Origin of the sequence: Demequina rhizosphaerae, assembly GCF_000971255.1 — a bacterium.
Classification (GTDB): Bacteria; Actinomycetota; Actinomycetes; order Actinomycetales; family Demequinaceae; genus Demequina; species Demequina rhizosphaerae.
The window spans coordinates 139,987-159,657 of the sequence record NZ_BBMC01000004.1; the positions used below are offsets into that span (position 1 = coordinate 139,987).

The window sequence follows — 19,671 nt, forward strand, 5'->3', positions numbered from 1 at the left end:
ATGATGTCGGCCGCGGTGCGGTTACCGACCGATGTGACGACCACCGTGGAGAGGCTTGCGGCGTCGCGTGCACCGGCACGGCGGCGCACCGCTGTACGCTCGCAACCGATGACCGACGCAACAGAGTTCGACTTCGAGTCCGAGGCGCTGTCCTACATGGACCAGCTGTACGCGGCCGCCCTGCGCATGACGCGCAACGGCGCCGACGCCGAGGACCTGGTTCAGGAGACCTTCGCGAAGGCGTTCGCGGCGCAGGACAAGTTCACGCCGGGCACCAACCTCAAGGCGTGGCTGTACCGGATCCAGACGAACGCGTTCATCAACAGCTACCGCAAGAAGCAGCGCGAGCCGAAGCGCTCGGACGCGGACACCGTCGAGGACTGGCAGCTCGCGGCCGCCGCGGAGCACACCTCGAGCGGGCTGGCCTCGGCCGAGGAGGCGGCGCTCGACTCGCTCGGCGACGACGAGATCCGTCAGGCGCTGTCGGAGCTGTCGGACGACTTCCGGATGGCCGTGTACCTCTCCGACGTGGAGGGGTTCGCCTACAAGGAGATCGCGGAGATCATGGACACCCCGGTGGGGACGGTCATGTCGCGGCTGCACCGTGGCCGCAAGCTCCTGCGAGAGAAGCTTCGGGACTACGCCGCCGAGCGTGGTCTCTACGAGAGGACCCCGGTGAAGAAGAACAAGGACGGGGGTGCGTGCCGTGCCTAAGCCGGAGTGCGAGGAGGCGCTCGACCGCCTCTTCGAGTACATCGATCACGAGCTGCCCGAGGATGAGATCCATCGGATCGGGGAGCACCTCAAGGAGTGCGGGCCCTGCGAGGCCGAGCACAAGATCAACGAGAAGATCAAGCGGCTCGTCAACAAGGCGGGCCACGATGTCGCGCCGGACGACCTCCGCGCGCGCATCCTCACGACGATCCGCGCGACCCGGCCGGACGGCGCCACCTAGGCCCTCCGCGGGCGCGCCCCGTCGCCCGAGACGACAGAAGCCGCATCGGCAGGGCCGATGCGGCTTCTTCTCGTATCCGGGCGGAACGGCTCAGGCGTTGGGCCGCTTGCCGTGGTTGGCGCCGGACTTCGCGCGCGACTTGCGCTTGCGGCCTCGCTTGCTCACAACGTTCCCCTTTCTGGACGCGTAACAAAGACCCCCTATCCTCCCACATCTGAGGACCTTGTCACACCGGCGGTCCCGCGCGGGGGAGTTGACGCTACGCTCCCCTCAAGCCGCCCATATCGGATGCCGATGGAGGAACCGTGAGCGATCAGCCCCAGTCAGTCATCCCGTTCCTGCACGCGCTTGCCTCGACGGGCGGCTCCGACCTGCACTGCAAGGTGGGCTCCGCGCCCCGCGTGCGCGTCGACGGCCGCCTCCGGAAGCTCCAGGTGCCGCCCCTGACCCCCGAGGACACGCAGCACATGGTCGCCCAGGTGCTGCCCGAGGACCTCGTGCCGGCGTTCCGCGACACCCACGAGGCGGACTTCGCGTTCTCGCTGTCCGGCGTGGGCCGCTTCCGCGTCAACGCGTACGTGGCGCGCGGCACCGAGGGCCTCGTGTTCCGCCGCGTCGCGGTGGGCGCGCAGAGCTTCGAGGAGCTGGGCCTGCCGGGCGTCATCGCGGACCTCGCGCTCGAGCCGCGCGGCCTCGTGCTCGTCACCGGCCCGACCGGCTCCGGCAAGACCACGACCCTCGCCTCGATGATCGACCTCATCAACGCGTACCGCGAGGTCAACATCGTCACGATCGAGGACCCCATCGAGGTCCTCCACCAGGACAAGAAGGCGATTATCTCGCAGCGCGAGGTGCGTTCCGACACGCTCGACTTCACCTCGGCGCTGCGCGCCGCGATGCGTCAGGACCCCGACGTCATCATGGTCGGCGAGATGCGCGACATCGAGACGGTCCGGGCGGCGCTGTCCGCGGCCGAGACCGGCCACCTCGTCCTCGCGACCCTCCACACCGTGGACGCGCAGGACACCATCAACCGCATCGTCGACTTCTTCACGCCGCACGAGCAGAACCAGGTCCGCGCGACGCTCGCGCAGACCCTGCGCGGCATCGTCTCGCAGCGCCTCGTGCGCCGCGGCGACGGCACCGGCCGCACGCTCGTCGCGGAGGTCATGGTCAACACGGGCCGCACGGCCGAGGCGATCATCGACCCGTCGAGCCAGCCGCCCATCCTCGACCTCATCTCCGAGGGCGAGTACTACAAGATGCAGACCTTCGACCAGCACCTCTTCCAGCTGGTCCGGGACAACGTGGTCGCGCTCGACGACGCCGTCGCGATCGCGTCGCGCCCGCACGACCTCCTGGTCGAGCTCCGCGGCGCGGGCGTCGTCGACTAGTAGCTGTCACGTACGAGGGGCCGCCACCCGTCCGGGTGGCGGCCCCTCGTGCGTCCCCGCCTGCCTGGCGCGCGCTGGGAGGTGCCGAGTGCCCGTTCGGGCGCGAATCGGACACTGAGCGCCTCGCAAGAGGCGGCCCAGCGCCTCGGCCGAGCGCCACGGTCCGGCGCCACGGCCCGATGCCTCGGCCCGGCGCCTCGGCCCGATGTCGCGCGCTCGGCTCCTCGCCGCATCCCGATGAGGCGCGCTCGGGTGCATGTGGTGGTCTTGAATTTCAAGAATCGCTTGAACAGCTCCGCCGGGGGGCTGGTTCCGCTGCTCGCTGCGGGGCGTGTTCAAGCCTGAGCTGAAATACGCGGACACGAAGTGCGCGCCTGCGGCCTGACACGCCGACGCCCCGACGCCTTCGCCCCGATTGCGCCCCGACTGCGCGCTGGGAGGTGCCGAGTGCCCGTCCGGGCGCGAATCGGACACTGAGCACCTCGCAGGAGACGGCCCAGCGCCACGGCCCAGCGCCTCGGCCGAGCGCCACGGTCCGATGCCCCGCGCTTGCGGGCGGTGCGCCTCAGTTGCCGGGCGGCTCGATCCCGAGCCACGAGTGCCAGCGCGAATGCAGCACGAGCCACGCCATGAGGCCGTAGCCCGCCTGCAGGGGCAGCGCGTCGTGGCCGGTGGCCATGTCCGCGGCCCACTGGTCGTGGCGCGCGAGCGGCCCGTACATGTCGATGTAGCCCACGCCGCGGCGCGACGCAGCGTCCTCGCACACGGCGGCCAGCTCCGCGATGCGCGCGTTGTCGGCCTCCTCGCCGGGCGGCGGGCCCGCGATCAGCGTCTCGAAGCCGAGCGCGTGCGCGCGGTCGAGGAAGTTCGCGATGTTGAGGCGCGTCATCGTGGGGGAGACCCCGCGATGGACGTCGTGCCGGCCGATCGCGAAGAGCACGTGGTTGGCCTCGGGCTCGGTGCGCGCCGTGCGCCGCAGCGCCTCCTCGTCCCACCGGCTGGTGAGCTCGCCCGTGGTCTCGTGCGGCACGGCGAGCGTGTGGAAGGCGAGGTCGGGCGCGAGGGGGAGCGTGCGCGCCGCGACGCGCCCCGCCCACCCCAGCGCCTTGGGGTCGCCGTGACCGGCCACGAGCTCGTCGCCGACGAGGAAGACGTTCCTCATCGGGTGAAGGCCCGGGTCACCAGCTCCGACTGCTCGGCCGCGTGGCGCGACGCGAGGCCCGAGGCGGGCGACGCGGACGCCGGGCGGGACACCACCCCGACGGTGGTGCCGACGACCTGCGGCAGGCTCAGCGACATGCGCGACCACGCTCCCTGGTTGAGAGGCTCCTCCTGGACCCACACGAGCTCGGCGCCGTCGAACGGGGCGAGGGCCTCGCGGATGGCGTCGTGCGCGAGCGGGTACAGCTGCTCAAGTCGCACGATAGCGGTCGTCGTGTCGCCCGTGCGGTCCCGCTCCGCGACGAGGTCGTAGTAGACCTTGCCGGCGCACAGCAGGACGCGGTCGACGGACGCGGGATCCACCGCATCGTCCCCGATGACCTCGCGGAACGTGCCCGTGGTGAAGTCCTCGACCGACGACTGCGCCGCGCGCAGGCGGAGCATCGACTTCGGGGTGAAGACGACGAGCGGCTTGCGGGGGCGGTTGTAGGCCTGGCGACGCAGCAGGTGGAAGTAGCTGGCCGGGGTCGACGGCATCGCGGCGATCATGTTCTCCTCGCCGCACATCTGCAGGAAACGCTCGACGCGCGCCGACGAGTGGTCGGGCCCCTGCCCCTCGAAGCCGTGCGGCAGCAGCAGCACCACGGACGAGGACTGGCCCCACTTCTGCTCGGCCGACGAGATGAACTCGTCGATGATGGTCTGCGCGCCGTTGACGAAGTCGCCGAACTGCGCCTCCCACAGCACGAGCGCGTCGGGGCGCTCGACCGAGTAGCCGTACTCGAAGCCCAGCACGCCGTACTCCGACAGCGGGGAGTCGTAGATGTGCAGGCGCCCCTGGTCGGAGGACAGGTAGAGCAGCGGCGTCCACTCCGAGCCCGTGTTGCGGTCGTGGTAGACCGCGTGGCGCTGGACGAACGTGCCGCGGCGCGAGTCCTGGCCGGAGACGCGGACGGGCACGCCCTCCTGGAGCAGCGTGCCGAACGCGAGGATCTCGCCGTAGCCCCAGTCGATGCCGCCCTCGCGGCTCATCGTGTCGCGCTTCTCGAGCAGCTTCTCGAGCTTGGGGTGCACGGAGAAGCCCTCGGGCGGGCGCACGTGGGCGCGGCCGATGCGCTCGATCTGGCTCGCGGACACCGCGGTCCGCCAGCCGACCATCACGCCGGCGTCCGAGGACTGCGACGACGGCAGCTCGAGACCGGAGATCGACTCCGCGTCGGACGACGGCTTGTAGCCCTCGCGGGTCTCGATGAACACGCGCTCGAGCTGGGCGAGGTAGTCCTTCGAGACCGACTCGGCCTCCTCGGTGGTGATGTCCCCGCGGCGGATGAGCGCCTCGGTGTAGAGGTGGCGCACCGAGCGCTTGCCCTCGATGAGGTCGTACATGCGCGGCTGGGTCATCGACGGGTCGTCGCCCTCGTTGTGGCCGCGGCGGCGGTAGCAGACCATGTCGACGATGACGTCGCGGCCGAACCGCTCGCGGTACTCGAACGCGAGCCGGGCGGCGCGCACGCACGCCTCCGGGTCGTCGCCGTTGACGTGGAAGATCGGGATCTGGAAGCCCTTGGCGATGTCGGTGCAGTACCGCGTCGACCGCGAGCTCTCCGGGCCGGTGGTGAAGCCGACCTGGTTGTTGATGATGACGTGCACGGTGCCGCCGGTGCGGTAGCCCTTGAGCAGCGCCATGTTGAGCGTCTCGAGCACCACGCCCTGGCCCGCGAAGGCCGCGTCGCCGTGGACGAGGACGGGGAGCACGGGGTAGCCGTCCGTCGCCGGGTCCGCGCCGAGCGCGTCGAGCTTGGCGCGCACGATGCCCTCGAGGACCGGGTCGACCGCCTCGAGGTGCGAGGGGTTCGCGGCGAGGTAGACGCGCGTGGTGGCGCCCGACTCGGCGGTGAAGGTGCCCTCCGTGCCGAGGTGGTACTTGACGTCGCCGGAGCCCTGGACGGAGCCCGGCACCGCGGTGCCCTCGAACTCGGAGAAGATCTGGCTGTAGCTCTTGCCCGCGAGGTTCGCGAGCACGTTGAGCCGGCCGCGGTGGGCCATGCCGATGCACACCTCGTGCACGCCGGATTCCGCCGCCGCGCTCATGACCGAGTCGAGCAGCGGGATGAGCGACTCGCCGCCCTCGAGCGAGAAGCGCTTCTGGCCCACGAACTTGGTCTGGAGGAACGCCTCGAAGGCCTCCGCCGCGTTGAGGCGGTGGAGGATGCGCAGGTGCTCCTCGCGCGTCGGCTTGGTGTAGCCGTGCTCGAGGCGGTCCTGGAAGAACGACCGCTGCTCGCGGTCCGCGATGTGCATGTACTCGAGGCCGATGGTGCGGCAGTACGCGTCGCGCAGGCGGCTCAGCACCGTCCGCATCTTCCACGACTGCTGTCCGGCGAAGCCGCCGGTCTCGTACGTGCGGTCGAGATCCCACAGCGTGAGGCCGTGCGTCTGCACGTCGAGGTCGGGGTGCTTGCGCGGGCGCGAGCTCAGCGGGTCGACGTCGGCCATGAGGTGGCCGCGCGAGCGGTACGCGTGGATGAGCTCCGCGATGCGGGCGGGCTTGGCGGCCTCCGTCGCGGGGTCCGTCGTCGTGTCCTGGATCCACCGGACCGGCTCGTACGGGACGCGCATCGACGAGAAGACGCGGTCGTAGAAGCCGTCGAGGCCCAGCAGCTTGCGGTGCACGATGCCGAGGAACTCGCCGGACTGCGCGCCCTGGATGACGCGGTGGTCGTACGTCGAGGTGATGGTCATCACCTTGGACACGCCCAGGCGGGCGACCGTCTCCTCGGCGGCGCCGAGGAACTCGGCGGGGTAGTCCATCGACCCGACGCCGATGATCGCGCCCTGGCCGTCCATGAGGCGCGGCACCGAGTGGACCGTGCCGAGCGTGCCGGGGTTGGTGAGGGTGAGCGTGGTGCCCTGGAAGTCGGCGGCCTGGAGCGCGCCGTTGCGGGCGCGGCGGACCACGTCCTCGTAGGCGGCCCAGAACTCGGCGAAGTCCATGTGGTCCGCGCCCTTGATGGACGGGACGAGCAGCTGGCGCGAGCCGTCGGGGCGCGCGAGGTCGATCGCGAGGCCCAGGTTCACCGACGCGGGCGTGCGGACGGCGGGCTTGCCGTCCTCCTCGGTGTACGCGGCGTTCATCGCCGGGAACTCGGCGAGGGCCTCGACGATCGCGAAGCCGATGAGGTGCGTGAACGACACCTTGCCGCCGCGCGTGCGGGCGAGGTGGTTGTTCACCACGACCCGGTTGTCCATGAGGAGCTTGGCGGGCACGGTGCGGACCGAGGTGGCGGTCGGGACCCCGAGGCTCGCCTCCATGTTCTGCACGACGCGCGCGGCGGGGCCGCGCAGGCGCTCGACGCCCTGCTGGACGTCCTTGGTCGCGACGGGCGTGAACTCCGGCCGCTGCAGGTACGCGGCGGTCGGCGCCTGCGCGGTCGCGATCGGCTGGGTCACGGTGGGGTCCACGTCGTCGGACGATGCGGCGGCCGGGGCGGGCGCCGGAGCCGGGGCGGAGGCGGGTGCCTCCTCCGCGGCGGGCGACGCCGTGTCGGTCGCGGGCTCGGCCGCGGGGGCCGGCGCGTCGGCGCGCTGCGCGGGCGGCGGCGGGGGCGGCGGGGGCACGGCCGCGGCGGTCACCGTCGGCATCGGCTGGGTCGGGGGCTGGGGGATCGAGGACTGCCCGGCTCCAGGGGTCTCCTGGCGCGTCGAGGAGTCGCCCTGCGTGGCATCGGCCCCGTGCTCGCCGCCCAGGATGAGCGACGCAACGGACGGGGCACCTGCTGCTCGGGCGACGGAGACGCGGTCGGTGTCGGGCGCGGAGGTGTCTGGGGACACGGTTGAGGCCGCTCGCTTTCTTGGCGCATCAGCGTCGATGGTGAAATGTGCTTCCTATCATCGTCCTACAACGAGCAGCCTCGGAACAACGTGCCTGCCATTTGGAGAAATCGTTACGTGAGGTCGCGTCGGAAGGACGTCCGCCAGCCGATCGCGGCCGCGACCAGGCCGTATCCGAGCAGCACCGCGAGGCCCGCCCACGCGGGCAGCAGATCCGACAGCCCGGCCGCGGAGTAGAAGCTCGCGCCCGCGACCGCCTCGCCCGCGGCGCCGGGCAGGAAGCGCGCGATCGGCGCGGCCGCCTCCCAGTAGCCGAGCGCGATGCGCACGAGCGGCTCGACGATCTGCGTCCACACGATGAGGCCGACGACGACCGCCACCTGGTTCGTCACGAGCGTGCCGAAGCCGACGCCCACGAGCATCCAGGCGGCCATCGCCACCGCGCCGAGCCCGAGCGTGCGCCACGTCGCCGGGTCGTCGAGCATCGCGCCGTCGCCGGCCAGCGCGAGGGCGGGGGCGCCCGCGGCGAGCGCGGCGGCGGAGCTCGCGACGCCGTAGGCGAGCGCGAACGGCACGGTCGCGACCAGCTTGGCGATCGCGACGCGCGTGCGGCGCGGCTCCGCGAGCACCGCGGTCTGGATCGTGCGGTGGCGGAACTCCTGCGTCACGACGATCGCGCCGAACGCGACGGGGAACACGTAGCCGAGGGTGACGCCGGCGGAGTAGACGGTGAGCGCGAGCTGGTCCGGCGGCACCGCGAGCTCGTCGCCGGCGGCCTCGCCGCCCAGCGCGGTGGCCAGCGCGAGCGAGCCGGCGAGCACCGCGACGGACACGACCATGGCGAGCATGAGGGCCCACCACAGGCGCGTCGTGAGGATCTTCCGGATCTCGGAGCGGATCGCGGCGCTCATGCGGCGTCCTCCGTGAGGCGCAGGAACACCTGTTCGAGCGTCTCGCCGGTCTCGGCGAGGCCGTGCACCTCGACGCCCGCCGCGAAGGCGCGGGCGCCGACCTCCTCGGCGCCGGCGCGGGGCACCACGAGCTCGGTGGGTGCGGCCAGGTGTGCGTCCGGCCAGTCCTCCGCCAGCCGCGCGAGGCGGGCGGCGTCGGGGGAGCGCAGCGTGGTCGCCTGGTGCGCGAGCGCGCGCAGCTCCGCCAGCGACGAGGCGTGGCGGATGCGTCCGCGCGCGATCACGACCACGTCGTCCACGGTCTGCTCGACCTCGCCGAGCAGGTGCGAGGACAGCAGCACGGTGCCGCCGCGGGCGGCGAAGCCGCGCACGAAGCCGCGCATCCACGTGATGCCGGCCGGGTCGAGGCCGTTGGCCGGCTCGTCGAGCACGAGCGCCGCCGGCTCGCCCAGCAGCGCCATCGCGAGGCCGAGCCGCTGGCGCATGCCCATCGAGAAGCCGCCGACGCGGCGGTTCGCCGCCTCCGTCATCCCGACCGCCGCGAGCGCCTCGTCGCATCGTGCGTCGTCCTTGCCCGCGAGCGGCGCGACCACGCGGAGGTGGTCGCGGGCCGTGCGGCCGGGGTGGAAGGCGGGCTCGAGCTGCGCGCCCACGACGGTCGCGGGGCGCGGCACGTCGCGGTAGCGCCGCCCGCCGATGAACGTGTCGCCGGCGGTGGGGGCGACGAGGCCCAGGAGCGCGCGCAGCGTCGTGGACTTGCCGGCGCCGTTGGGGCCGAGGAAGCCGGTCACGCGGCCGGGTTCGGCGACGAACGACGCGTCCTCGACGGCCGTCACCGCCCCGAACCGCTTCGTCAGCCCGGCGATCTCGATCCGTGGCCCGTCCATGCCGCCTCCCTCGTGAGTTGTTATAGATGAACTATAACAGTCGGTGCCTGTCCCGGGGACCCGTCCGCCTGTATCCTGTCGTCACCATGGACCCCGACAGTTCCAGCCGACCATGACCGCATGGCTCCTCGTGGGCGTCGGGGTGCTCCTCACCCTCGGCACCGCGGTCTTCGTCGCAGCCGAGTTCTCCCTCGTCGCGCTCGATCCCTCGCACGTCGGGGACGATGCGCGCGGCCGCCGGGTCCGCACCGCGCTGCGGCGCCTGTCGACCCAGCTGTCGGGGGCGCAGGTCGGCATCACGCTCACCACGATCCTGCTCGGCTACACCGCCCAGCCCGCGCTCGTCGAGCTGCTGTCCGTCCCGCTCGAGACCAGCGCGCTGTCGCGCGCGGCCGTCGCGGGGCTCGCCGGCACCCTGTCGCTCGTGCTCGTCAACGCCTTCTCGATGATCGTCGGCGAGCTCATCCCCAAGAACCTCGCGCTCGCGGAGCCGTTCCGCACGGCACGCGTCGCGGCGCCCCTCAACATGGCCTTCACGGCCGCCCTGCGGCCCGTCATCGCCTCGCTCAACGGCGCCGCCAACGGGATCCTGCGGCTCATGGGCATCGAGCCCAAGGAGGAGCTCGCGGGCGGGCGCTCCCGCCAGGAGCTCGCGGCCCTCGTGAGCCGCAGCGCCGAGGCCGGCACGCTCGCCCCGTCGACCGCGCTCCTCCTCAAGAACTCGATCGAGCTCGACAACCTCGCGGCGATCGACGTCATGACGGACCGCACCCGCGTCCACACGCTCGGGCGCGACGCGACGGCCGCTGACGTCATCGCGGCGTCGCGCGCGACCGGCCACTCCCGCTTCCCCGTGGTGGGCGACGGCACCGACGACGTGCTCGGCCTCGTGCACCTGCGCGCCGCGATCGCGGTGCCCGCGCATCGTCGCCCCGAGGTGCCGGTGCGCGCGCTCATGGCGGACGCGCCGCGCATCCCCGAGACGATGCAGATGGGCCCGCTCCTCGTGGAGCTGCGCGGGCTCGGCTACCAGTGCGCGATCGTCGTGGACGAGTACGGCGGCACCGCCGGCCTCGTGACCCTCGAGGACGTCGTCGAGGAGCTCGTCGGCGACGTCGCGGACGAGCACGACCGCCGCCGCGCCGCGGTGCACCGCGCGCCCGGCGGCGCCTGGATCGTGCCCGGCGAGCTGAGGCCCGACGAGGTGCTCGAGCGCACCGGCCTGGTGATCCCGGAGTCCCCGGCGTACGAGACGCTCGGCGGCTTCGCGATGGCACGGCTCGGACGCGTCGCGGAGCCCGGGGACACGGTCGAGGCGCCCGGCGTGCTGGCGCGCGTCGAGCGCATGGACGGCCGACGCATCGACCGCGTGCGGCTCACCCCGGTCGCGCACGAGGAGGACGAGGCATGAGCCCCGGCATGGTGCTCGCGGTCGTGGGCCTGCTCCTCGCGAACGCGTTCTTCGTGGGCGCCGAGTTCGCGATCATCTCCGCGCGCCGCAGCTCCGTCGAGCCGCGCGCGGCGGCCGGCTCGCGCGCCGCGCGCACGGTGCTGTGGGCTATGGAGAACGTGTCGCTCATGCTCGCGACGGCGCAGCTGGGCATCACGGTGTGCTCGGTCGCGCTCGGCGTCGTGGCCGAGCCCGCGCTCGCCCACGCGCTCGAGCCGCTCATCCACGCGCTCGGGCTCGGCGAGGCCGCCGCGCACGCCGTCGCGGTCGCCATCGCGCTGCTCGTCATCGTGGGGCTGCACGTCGTGGTGGGCGAGATGGTGCCCAAGAACGCCGCGGTGTCGAGCCCGGACCGCGCCGCGCTCGTGTTCGGCCCCCCGCTCGTCGCGATCGCGCGCATCGTGCGCCCCATCATCGTCGCGCTCAACTGGGTCGCGAACGGCACCGTGCGGCTCCTGGGCTTCGAGCCCAAGGACGAGGTGACGAGCGCGTTCACCGCGGACGAGGTCCACTCGATCGTCGAGCGGTCCTCCGCGGAGGGCACGATCTCCGACCCGACCGGCCTGCTCACCACCGCGATCGAGTTCTCGGAGCGGTCGGTCGAGGAGGTCATGGTCCCGGTCGGGCAGGTCCGCGCGCTCGCTCTCGGCGCCACGGTCGAGGACCTCGAGCGCATCGCGACCGACACCGGCTTCTCGCGCTTCCCTGTCGCCGACGACGGCGCCTTCGTGGGCTACCTCCACATCAAGGACGCCCTGTACGCGCGGCCCGGCGAGCGCGAGGAGCCCATCCAGGCGTGGCGCGTGCGGGACCTGCCGTCCGTGGTCCACGGTGCCGAGGTGGAGCTCGCGCTCGCGCTCATGCGCCGCTCCGGCGCGCACGTCGCCGCGGTGGTCGACGACGGCCTCACCGTCGGCATGGTCTTCCTCGAGGACATCCTCGAGGAGCTCGTCGGCGAGGTGCGCGATTCGCTCGCCCGCCGGGACGCGAGCGCCTAGCAGGACGGTCACCGGTCACGGTCATGTGACGGACCAGACACGCCCGGGGCTTGGCCCCGTCGTTACCGTTTGGTAATAATTGACCCGGACGCCCAGCGGAGATGACCCCGCAGGGCGCCCGTCGTATCCGATGTCAGACGCCCCCCGGAGGCCAAGGTGAGCAAGCGCGGCTCTCTTCACGCACCGCGCCCCGGCCACCGCTCCCGCAAGGAGCGCCGCATCGAGCACACGCAGGAGCTGCAGATCCGCACCACGCGGAGGCGTCGCAAGTACGGCACCCGCGGCGGCGTGATCCTCGGCTTCCTCGCCGCGATGGTCGTCTACCCGGTCATGGGCACGATCGCGCCGTACGCGAACGCCGCGGAGAAGCTTCCCGGCGTGGTCAAGGGCGAGTCGCCGACCACCGCGACCGCGATCCTCGGCGCGGGCCCGCAGTTCGAGTCCTCGGACCTGCCGCTGCCGACGGTCGACGACCAGTCGGGCGCGATCCTCACCGCCAACGACGTGCCGATCGCCTCGAACCTGCTGCCCGACTGCAACCCCGACTTCGACCCGAACATGTCCAACGGCCAGCTGCGCAGCGACCAACTGTGCGAGCTGTGGGCCGCGGGCCAGTACCTCCGCCCGGACGCGGCGCTCGCGCTCGCGGCGCTCAACGAGCGCTTCCGCTCGGAGTTCGGCACGGACATGTGCCTGTCGGGCACCTACCGCGACCTGTCGAGCCAGTACGCGACCAAGGCGACGCGCGGCTACCTCGCGGCGACGCCGGGCACGTCCATGCACGGCCTCGGGCTCGCGATCGACCTGTGCCGCACCCACGCCTCCGGCGTCTACTACTCGTGGCTGTCGATCAACGCCGGCACCTACGGCTTCTGGAACCCCGACTGGGCCAAGACGTCCAAGTACGAGCCCTGGCACTGGGAGTACAACACGTACGACAACTACTGAGCCGCCTCCCGGCCCGCCTGCCGAGCCCGCGACCGCCCCGGTCGCGGGCTTCGTCGTCTCCGGGCCCGCCGCGCTCGCCCGGGTCACCCGCCCCGATGTCGGACGATGCGGGAGACGCTCCTTCGCACGTGCCGGTTCCGACCCGACCGACGGACGGATCCGGGATCCGTCCGGCCGGCGGGCGGGAGCCGGAGCCGCCGGCGCGGGCCGGCAGGGGCCACGCGTCGCGCGGGTGGGGCGGGGTGCCCGGGGTGTAGGACTGGAGGCGAGGGCGCAATCGCAAGGAGGCGGTCGTGCGAGTCGGGGTCCCCACCGAGACCAAGAGCGGCGAGACGCGCGTCGCGATCGCGCCCGCGGGCGTCCACGCGCTGGTCGCGCGCGGCCATGAGGTGCTCGTCCAGGCGGGGGCCGGCCGCGGCGCCGGGATCGCCGACGCGGAGTTCGACGCCGCCGGCGCCACGCTCGTGACCGCGGCCGAGGCGTGGGACGCGGACCTCGTGCTCAAGGTCAAGGAGCCGCAGCCCGAGGAGCTCGGGCTGCTGCGCGACACCACGCTCTTCACGTTCCTCCACCTCGCCGCCAACCCCGCGCTCGCGGCCGCGCTGGCCGCCGCCGGGACCACCGCGCTGTCGTACGACACGGTCCAGCTCGCCGACGGCTCGCTGCCCCTGCTCACCCCGATGAGCGAGGTCGCCGGGCGACTGGCCGTGCTCGCGGGCGCGCACCACCTGCTGAGCCCGCACGGCGGACGCGGCGTGCTCCTCGCGGGCGTGCCCGGGGTGCCCGGCGCGCGCGTCACGGTGCTCGGCGCGGGCGTCGCGGGCTCGCAGGCGATCGCGCAGGCCGCGGCGCTCGGCGCCGACGTCACGGCGATCGACCTGTCCCTGCCCGCGCTGCGCCGCCTCGACGAGCGCCACGGCGGCCGGGTGCGCACCGTGGTGTCGACGGCGCACGCGATCGCGGAGGAGGTGCGCGGCTCCGACCTCGTGGTCGGCGCGGTCCTCGTGCCCGGCAGGCCCGCCCCCAAGGTCGTCACGCACGCGATGGTCGAGGAGATGCCGCGCGGGAGCGTGCTCGTGGACGTCGCGATCGACCAGGGCGGCTGCTTCGAGGACTCGCGGCCCACCACGCACGAGGACCCCGTGCGCGAGGTGGCGGGCTCGCTCGTGTACGCCGTCGCGAACATGCCGGCGGCGGTCGGCGTCACGGCGACGCGCGCCCTCACCAACGTCACGCTGCCGTACGTGCTGCGCCTCGCCGAGGGCGTGGACGATGCGGTGGCGGCCGACCCGGCGCTGGCCGCCGGGGTCAACGTGCGGGCGGGACGCATCGTCCACCCGGCCGTGGCCGCGGCGCTCGGGGAGGCGCCGGCGCCCGCCTAGGCTGGGGCCATGCCAGGCCCCGAGCAGCCCGAGCCCACGACCCCGCGCACGTGGCTGCCGCTCGTCGTCGCGGCGTCGATCGCGGCGCTCGTGGTGATCGGCGCGTTCGTCGCGTCGTCGCTGCGCTCGGGGATGAGCGCGGGGCGGTCGGACGCGGTGCGCGCGTGCGAGGAGGCCTACGAGGCCTCGGCCGAGGACGGCGAGGTGCTGCCGCGCATCGTCGCCGGCGACGTCTACGGCAGCGCGGAGTGGCGAGACCTCCGGGACTTCCTCGAGGCGCAGGGGCTGCTCGAGTCCGCGGGCGTCGAGGTCGACGGGTCCGAGGCGGACGCCTCCGCGGCCGCGCTCGCCGAGCAGGGCCGCGACCACGTCACCGTGGTGTGGTGGCTCGACAGCGAGGAGCACCTCGCGTGCGAGGTCGACGTCGAGGGCGACAGCGCGCTCGACGGCACCGCCGTGCTCGTGCCGCTCTCCTGAGCGGCCGCTCCGGACCTACGCTGGACCTATGGCCGACTCGCCGAGCTTCCCGCGGCACGTCTACGGCGTGGGAGACGCTCCCGATGCCCGGTTCTCGATGGCCAACGAGCGCACCTACCTCGCCTGGACGCGGACCGCGCTGGCGCTGTTCGCGACCGGCGTCGGCCTCGAGGCGCTCGACGCGCCCGTCCACCCGACCATCCGGCTGGTCGTCGCGGTGCTCTTCAGCGCGCTCGGCATCGTCGCGGGCGTCGCCGGGCTGGTGGGGTGGCTGCGGGCGGAGCGCGCGCTGCGCCTCGGGACGCCGCTGCCGGGGCCGCGGATCGGGATGCTCGTCACGGTCGGCGTGGTGATCGGCATCGCGCTCGTCGTGGTGGGGATGCTCGTGTGAGCGAGGACCGGGTCTACGACGACGGGCTCGCGCTCGAGCGGACCGCCCTCGCGTGGCAGCGCACCGCGCTGGCCTTCGCGATCGCGTCGCTCGGCGCGGCGGGGGTCTTCATCCCCGTCGGCGCGCCGGCGGTCGCGCTCGCGGTGGCCGGCTCGGCGTTCGCGATCGCGACCCTCGCGGTGGCGGCGCTGCGGTACCGCGCGGCACATCGTCACCTGCACCGCGGCGGGGGCCACCTCTCGCCCGGCGTGGCCGTGGCGGTGCTGTCCGGCTCGGTGCTGCTGCTGGGCGTCGCGTGCGTCGTCTACACGGTCGTGATCGGGCTCGGCCGCGGATGAGCCCGGACATGACAAGAGGCCCGGCGCATGCACCGGGCCTCGTTCACGAAGCGGCGTGCCCGTAGTATTGCTTCTACCTGGGGTTTTGCCTCATGTCTTGGGGTGCTGAGTCCACGAAACTCGCGCTGTGAGTCCATTCGCGACCAGTTGGAGGTGATGTCGCGCGCCGCGCCTGGTTGCGGGGCGGTCCAGGGATTCGCACGCGTTGCATGGAGCGCGGCTTGACAGGGCCTTGGCGTGCTCGACGAGCAGCGCCAGGCTGAGACGCGCACCGGCTGGAGCGGCTTGATAGGACAATCGCACCTGAGTTGAAGCCATGACAGATGCATCCGGTTTGTCACTGGCGACGGCGACCGAGGCTTGCGAGGATGGAACGCGCGCCCGTGCCCGCTAGGTGAGTTCCTCGTGGTCACCGGAGAAGCGGCGCGCGCTGGCCCGTGCACAATCTCAGGAGGAGTGATCGGTGACTGTGGTTTCCCGGCCGGCTGAACTGATGCGCAAGCTTGTGATTAGCGATGACCTGTCCGGCGAGTTCTTCGTCCCGTCATATCAGCGTGGGTATCGGTGGGGCGCGACCGAGGTTGTGAAGCTCCTTGACGACATCGAGAGCGAGGTTATCGCCGCTTCTGCGCCGCGCAGTTACTACTTGCAGCCGATCGTCGTCATGTGGCGAGACGCGCATTCGAACTGGGAACTGATCGACGGTCAGCAACGGCTTACCACGCTGTACCTGATCGTGAAGTACCTCCGCGACAGCAATTGGCTCCCCCGAGCCAAGGTCAACTACTCACTGGTGTACGAAACCAGGGACAACAGTCGCGACTACCTTGACACGCTCGAGGCCTCGCTCCGTCACTCCAATATCGACTTCCACTACATGTACTCCGCGTATGAAGCGATCGAGAGCTGGTTCGAGAGTCGTCCGGATCCCGAGGGTGCGGCCATCAATATCCGCAAGGCACTCTCGGAGCATGTCTACGTGATCTGGTACGAGGCTCCCGAGGGTACGGATCGCAACGAGCTCTTCAGGCGGCTCAATGTGGGGCGGATCCCATTGACCGACGCCGAGCTCATCAAGGCGCTCGTGCTTTCCAAGGTCGGAGCCGAGGGCGGTCGTGCGGAGCGTCAGGAGCAAGTTGCTGTTCAGTGGGACGCCTTCGAGCGTGACCTTCGTGACCCTGAAATGTGGGCGTTCATCACGGGTTCGGACCGTGTGTGGCCCACCCATGTCGACTTGCTGTTCCGTGCCATGGCTGGAAGCACAGGCGGCAACGAGCAACACCGCTACTGGGTGTTCGAGCAGCTCCGCCCACGCATTGAGGAATCGGCATCCGATTTCTGGCGCGCGGTGGTCCGCATGCATGGCCTCGTCACAGGCTGGTTCCACGACCGAGAGCTCTACCACCTCATCGGATTCCTGATCGCGACAGGCGAGAGGTACGAGTTTGAGCGCATTGTCGATCTGGCTGACGGTCTCACGAACAAAGCATTCAGACTGGCGCTGATGGATCGCGTCCGAGCGCGTATGGGTCGCACTGTCGCGGGCCTGGACGACCTCAACTACGAGAAGCACCGCGACGAGTGCCAACGTCTGCTGCTGCTGATGAATGTCGCCACGGTCCTGGGGCGAGATGGAGACGGCAACCGATTCTCCTTCTACGCCCACGCGGGAGGAGAGTGGTCGGTCGAGCACATCCACGCGCAGAATGCCGCACCGCTGACACGTGCCGAACAGTGGAAGACATGGCTGGAGCTGCACCGGCGTGCCATCGCATCGCTACCCGGGCGCGACGGCGCGGACAGCACGAACCTTTTCGGAAGGATCGACGCTTTCATCGGTGCGATCGACAAGGGCGAGCTTGGCATCGAAGCCAGATTCAGAGAGCTGGAGGAAGAGATTCTCACGTACTTCGCGCTGAGCGGCGACGCTGTCCTGGGCGACGACGTCCACCTGCTGCCCAACCTCGCTCTCCTCGAGCGTGGGCACAACAGCGCTCTGGGGAACTCGGTGTTCGAGGTCAAGCGCCAGGAAATCCTGCGGCGCGATCGCCGTGGTGAGTACATCCCGCCGTGCACCCGCAACGTGTTCTTGAAGTACTACACCGATGATGCCGACCAACAGCTCCACGTCTGGGGGCCGCAGGATCGACAGGCGTACTACAAGCAGATGCGGGACGTTCTTCGCCCTTACCTGGTGCGAGAGTCCGAGGAGGAGGTGGCATCGTGAAGGGCTTCTCGACCACCTACGGAGGGATCTTCCGCAGCGTCGATGACCGCCCCTACGTCGCCAGCATCGAGATCCCGATCATCCAACGCGACTACGCCCAAGGCCGCGAGGACGAAGCGACCGCGACAATCCGCAGAGACTTCCTCGACGTACTCCTGCGAGCGGTCACCACCGACGCATCGATCGACCTCGACTTCATCTATGGAGAGGTCACCGACGGTGTCCTGAAGCCCCTCGACGGGCAGCAGCGCCTCACGACACTGTTCCTCCTGCATTGGTACATAGCTTCGCGGGCAGGCAAACTCGACCCGCATGCCGCGTGGAGCCAGTTCCGATACTCCACGCGGCTCAGCGCCGAGTACTTCTGCTACGAGCTCGTCAACCATGCATGGCCGCACGAGGACGAGGACCCGGTCGACTGGATCACAGATCAGCCCTGGTACCTGTTCCCGTGGCGCACGGACCCGACTATCCAGTCGATGCTGGTCATGATCGCCGCTATCCACCGAGGACTGTCCGCGGACCACCTCGATTTCGGTGCGCTTTGGGCTCGTCTGATGTCTGACGAGCAGCCGGCGATCTCGTTCCTGTTCCTGCCGATCGATGACATGGAGTCAGGCGACGACCTGTACATCAAGATGAACTCGCGCGGAAAGCCGCTCACCGAGTTCGAGATCTTCAAAGCCCGACTCGAGAAGGTCCTGCAGGGCTCAGGGCGCCGCGGACTGCTGAGCGAGAAGCTCGATCGGGAATGGTCCGATCTCCTGTGGCACTACGAGGGAGGCAACCACCTCGTTGACGAGGAGTTCATGAACTACTTGGCCTTCATCGTCGACGTGTGCGAGTGGCGCACCGGTACGACAAGGACCGCCGGCAGCCTTCTTGACCGGGCCCGGCGGGTCTTCGTCGAGCACGACGATGCGGACACGCACCTTGACCTCCTTTTCTTCGCATTCGACACATGGGTCGGTGAAGACCCCTCCGAGGACGTCCCGGCGCGGGTCTTCGCCGAGATGTTCCGCGTGGGTGAGGGTCCGACGTCGGCCGTGCGGCTCTTCGAATCGCAGGACCCCAATCTCTTCGCGGCCTGCCTTGAGCGGTACGGCACCAAGCAGTTCTCGCTGGCAGAGACGATCCTTCTGTACGCGGTGATCGTGTTCCGGCAATCGCCGCCGGAGGGTGCCGCGGGCACGCTTGAGCGACGTCTCCGGTCGCTGCGCAACATCGCCGAATCCGCGCCCGATGACGTCCGCAACGAGCACATGCCCGACCTCATCGCCGCGACCACAACCCTGATGACAGCGCCCGAAGGCGCGCACCTCGACGGGCTCAAACGGTTCAACCAGGCGCGAGTCGACGACGAGAAGCGCAAGTACGCCCTGTTGGTCGAGGACCCCGAGGCCGCGACTGCCGTCCACGCGCTAGAAGACCACGACCTCCTGAGGGGACGTCTCTTCGCCTTCCCGCTCGACGCTGCCTTTCTCAAAGCACACTGCGCCACCTTCCATGCCGTGACAGCCGACGACGTGTTGCCGCAACTCGCTCCCGCGCTGCTGACCAAGGGCGACTACTCCAGAAGGCTCGGCACAACCAGGCGGCAACTGGGTGTCCCAGGCGAGCGACGGGGGCGCGGATCATGGCGAGAGGTCCTGACGAGCGGTTCTCGCGAGAGCCGTGAGGCGATGCGCATCGCTGTCGGCAACCTGCTCGCCGACGTCGCCAGGCACGACGGCCCGACGCCGGACGCCCTCGACCAGATCGTCCGCGAGTGGCTGACAGAACGACGTGAGGCGAACCTGTACGACTGGCTCTACTACTTCGTGCGCTACCCCGTCATGCTTGCCGCGCCCAAGGGCGTCTACATCGGCGACTACGACGCGGCCAGCGGCGGCTACCGATACCGCGTGGACATGATGAACGGCGCGGACTACCGCTCTGCGTTCAAGGATCCGTACCTGCTCGCAGTCTGGAACGAGATCGACGATCCCGCCCGCGTGGGCAAACCGGAGTTCCGAAGCTGGGACTACACGGGCGACGAGCGGGCGATGCGCTTTACCGCGACGGGTGCCGGTCTCAGGAGCCACGACAATGGGTTCGAGATCCTGCTTCCCACGGACCCGGCGATACAGGCGATGGCTCGGTCGGCGCTCGCCGCTTTCGCGCTCGACTCGACGAACGTGATCCACGTGGCCAAGCGCACATCGGACGGTCTGGACGCGGAAGACCGCGTCCAGACAGGTGCCGCTGTCGTCCACGCCCTCCTTGAGTTCGGGCTCTAGACGTACCCGAATCCTTCGGGTCCAGGCTGAACGTGCTTGGGC

17 protein-coding genes are annotated in these 19,671 nt (G+C 70.8%); 12 read left to right on the forward strand and 5 right to left on the reverse strand.

Going from position 1 to position 19,671, the window contains the following annotated elements; all coding sequences use genetic code 11:
• The first annotated feature begins 3 nt into the window (after nt 1-3).
• Both AOM07_RS06845 and rsrA read left to right on the forward strand, forming a co-directional pair.
• Nucleotides 4-714 carry a sigma-70 family RNA polymerase sigma factor gene (locus tag AOM07_RS06845; RefSeq protein WP_084830187.1) on the forward strand — a complete coding sequence of 237 codons (711 nt, stop codon included), beginning with the start codon at nt 4-6 and terminating at the stop codon, nt 712-714.
• Nucleotides 707-955, forward strand: coding sequence for a mycothiol system anti-sigma-R factor (gene rsrA / locus AOM07_RS06850; protein ID WP_169748136.1), 249 nt, complete (start codon nt 707-709; stop codon nt 953-955). Before AOM07_RS06845 ends, rsrA begins: the two co-directional genes overlap by 8 nt.
• A 90-nt stretch (nt 956-1,045) precedes the next feature.
• Here rsrA and AOM07_RS15205 read toward each other — a convergent pair whose 3' ends face one another.
• Entirely contained in the window at nt 1,046-1,120 is a 75-nt protein-coding gene (locus AOM07_RS15205) for a 50S ribosomal protein bL37 (RefSeq protein WP_425305726.1), read from the reverse strand.
• Between the two features lie 140 nt (nt 1,121-1,260).
• On the opposite strand from AOM07_RS15205, the gene AOM07_RS06855 reads away from it, so the two are divergent.
• Complete coding sequence (locus tag AOM07_RS06855; RefSeq protein ID WP_062312113.1) at nt 1,261-2,349, forward strand: type IV pilus twitching motility protein PilT; 1,089 nt, start codon at nt 1,261-1,263, stop codon at nt 2,347-2,349.
• A gap of 565 nt (nt 2,350-2,914) precedes the next feature.
• On the opposite strand, the gene AOM07_RS06860 is transcribed toward AOM07_RS06855, so the two are convergent.
• From AOM07_RS06860 to AOM07_RS06875, 4 genes are all read right to left on the reverse strand, one after another.
• Nucleotides 2,915-3,511, reverse strand: coding sequence for a GDSL-type esterase/lipase family protein (locus tag AOM07_RS06860; RefSeq protein WP_062312117.1), 597 nt, complete (start codon nt 3,509-3,511; stop codon nt 2,915-2,917).
• Nucleotides 3,508-7,260 carry a multifunctional oxoglutarate decarboxylase/oxoglutarate dehydrogenase thiamine pyrophosphate-binding subunit/dihydrolipoyllysine-residue succinyltransferase subunit gene (locus AOM07_RS06865; protein WP_439644917.1) on the reverse strand — a complete coding sequence of 1,251 codons (3,753 nt, stop codon included), beginning with the start codon at nt 7,258-7,260 and terminating at the stop codon, nt 3,508-3,510. The genes AOM07_RS06860 and AOM07_RS06865 overlap by 4 nt, the downstream gene beginning before the upstream one ends.
• Nucleotides 7,261-7,454: 194 nt before the next feature.
• On the reverse strand, nt 7,455-8,252 hold the full coding sequence (locus tag AOM07_RS06870) for an ABC transporter permease (RefSeq protein ID WP_062312120.1): 798 nt from the start codon (nt 8,250-8,252) through the stop codon (nt 7,455-7,457).
• Nucleotides 8,249-9,139 carry an ATP-binding cassette domain-containing protein gene (locus tag AOM07_RS06875; protein WP_062312123.1) on the reverse strand — a complete coding sequence of 297 codons (891 nt, stop codon included), beginning with the start codon at nt 9,137-9,139 and terminating at the stop codon, nt 8,249-8,251. Before AOM07_RS06875 ends, AOM07_RS06870 begins: the two co-directional genes overlap by 4 nt.
• 112 nt (nt 9,140-9,251) lie before the next feature.
• Between AOM07_RS06875 and AOM07_RS06880 the strand changes: the two genes are divergently transcribed.
• From AOM07_RS06880 to AOM07_RS06920, 9 genes are all read left to right on the forward strand, one after another.
• Nucleotides 9,252-10,550, forward strand: a complete 1,299-nt coding sequence (locus AOM07_RS06880) for a hemolysin family protein (protein WP_062312126.1) — start codon at nt 9,252-9,254, stop codon at nt 10,548-10,550.
• The gene (locus AOM07_RS06885; RefSeq protein ID WP_062312129.1) at nt 10,547-11,587 is read left to right on the forward strand and encodes a hemolysin family protein; all 1,041 of its coding nucleotides are present in this window, start codon (nt 10,547-10,549) and stop codon (nt 11,585-11,587) included. Before AOM07_RS06880 ends, AOM07_RS06885 begins: the two co-directional genes overlap by 4 nt.
• 156 nt (nt 11,588-11,743) lie before the next feature.
• Nucleotides 11,744-12,535, forward strand: a complete 792-nt coding sequence (locus AOM07_RS06890; RefSeq protein ID WP_062312132.1) for a M15 family metallopeptidase — start codon at nt 11,744-11,746, stop codon at nt 12,533-12,535.
• A gap of 293 nt (nt 12,536-12,828) precedes the next feature.
• The gene (gene ald / locus AOM07_RS06895; protein ID WP_062312135.1) at nt 12,829-13,917 is read left to right on the forward strand and encodes an alanine dehydrogenase; all 1,089 of its coding nucleotides are present in this window, start codon (nt 12,829-12,831) and stop codon (nt 13,915-13,917) included.
• 9 nt (nt 13,918-13,926) lie between these two features.
• Nucleotides 13,927-14,394: a hypothetical protein gene (locus tag AOM07_RS06900; RefSeq protein WP_062312139.1), complete on the forward strand. Its 468-nt coding sequence runs from the start codon at nt 13,927-13,929 to the stop codon at nt 14,392-14,394.
• Nucleotides 14,395-14,422: 28 nt separating this feature from the next.
• Entirely contained in the window at nt 14,423-14,785 is a 363-nt protein-coding gene (locus AOM07_RS06905; RefSeq protein WP_062312141.1) for a YidH family protein, read from the forward strand.
• Entirely contained in the window at nt 14,782-15,123 is a 342-nt protein-coding gene (locus AOM07_RS06910; RefSeq protein WP_062312144.1) for a DUF202 domain-containing protein, read from the forward strand. The genes AOM07_RS06905 and AOM07_RS06910 overlap by 4 nt, the downstream gene beginning before the upstream one ends.
• Before the next feature lie 463 nt (nt 15,124-15,586).
• Complete coding sequence (locus tag AOM07_RS06915; protein WP_156171849.1) at nt 15,587-17,350, forward strand: DUF262 domain-containing protein; 1,764 nt, start codon at nt 15,587-15,589, stop codon at nt 17,348-17,350.
• Nucleotides 17,347-19,629 carry a DUF262 domain-containing protein gene (locus AOM07_RS06920; protein ID WP_062312146.1) on the forward strand — a complete coding sequence of 761 codons (2,283 nt, stop codon included), beginning with the start codon at nt 17,347-17,349 and terminating at the stop codon, nt 19,627-19,629. Before AOM07_RS06915 ends, AOM07_RS06920 begins: the two co-directional genes overlap by 4 nt.
• The last annotated feature ends 42 nt before the right edge of the window (nt 19,630-19,671 follow it).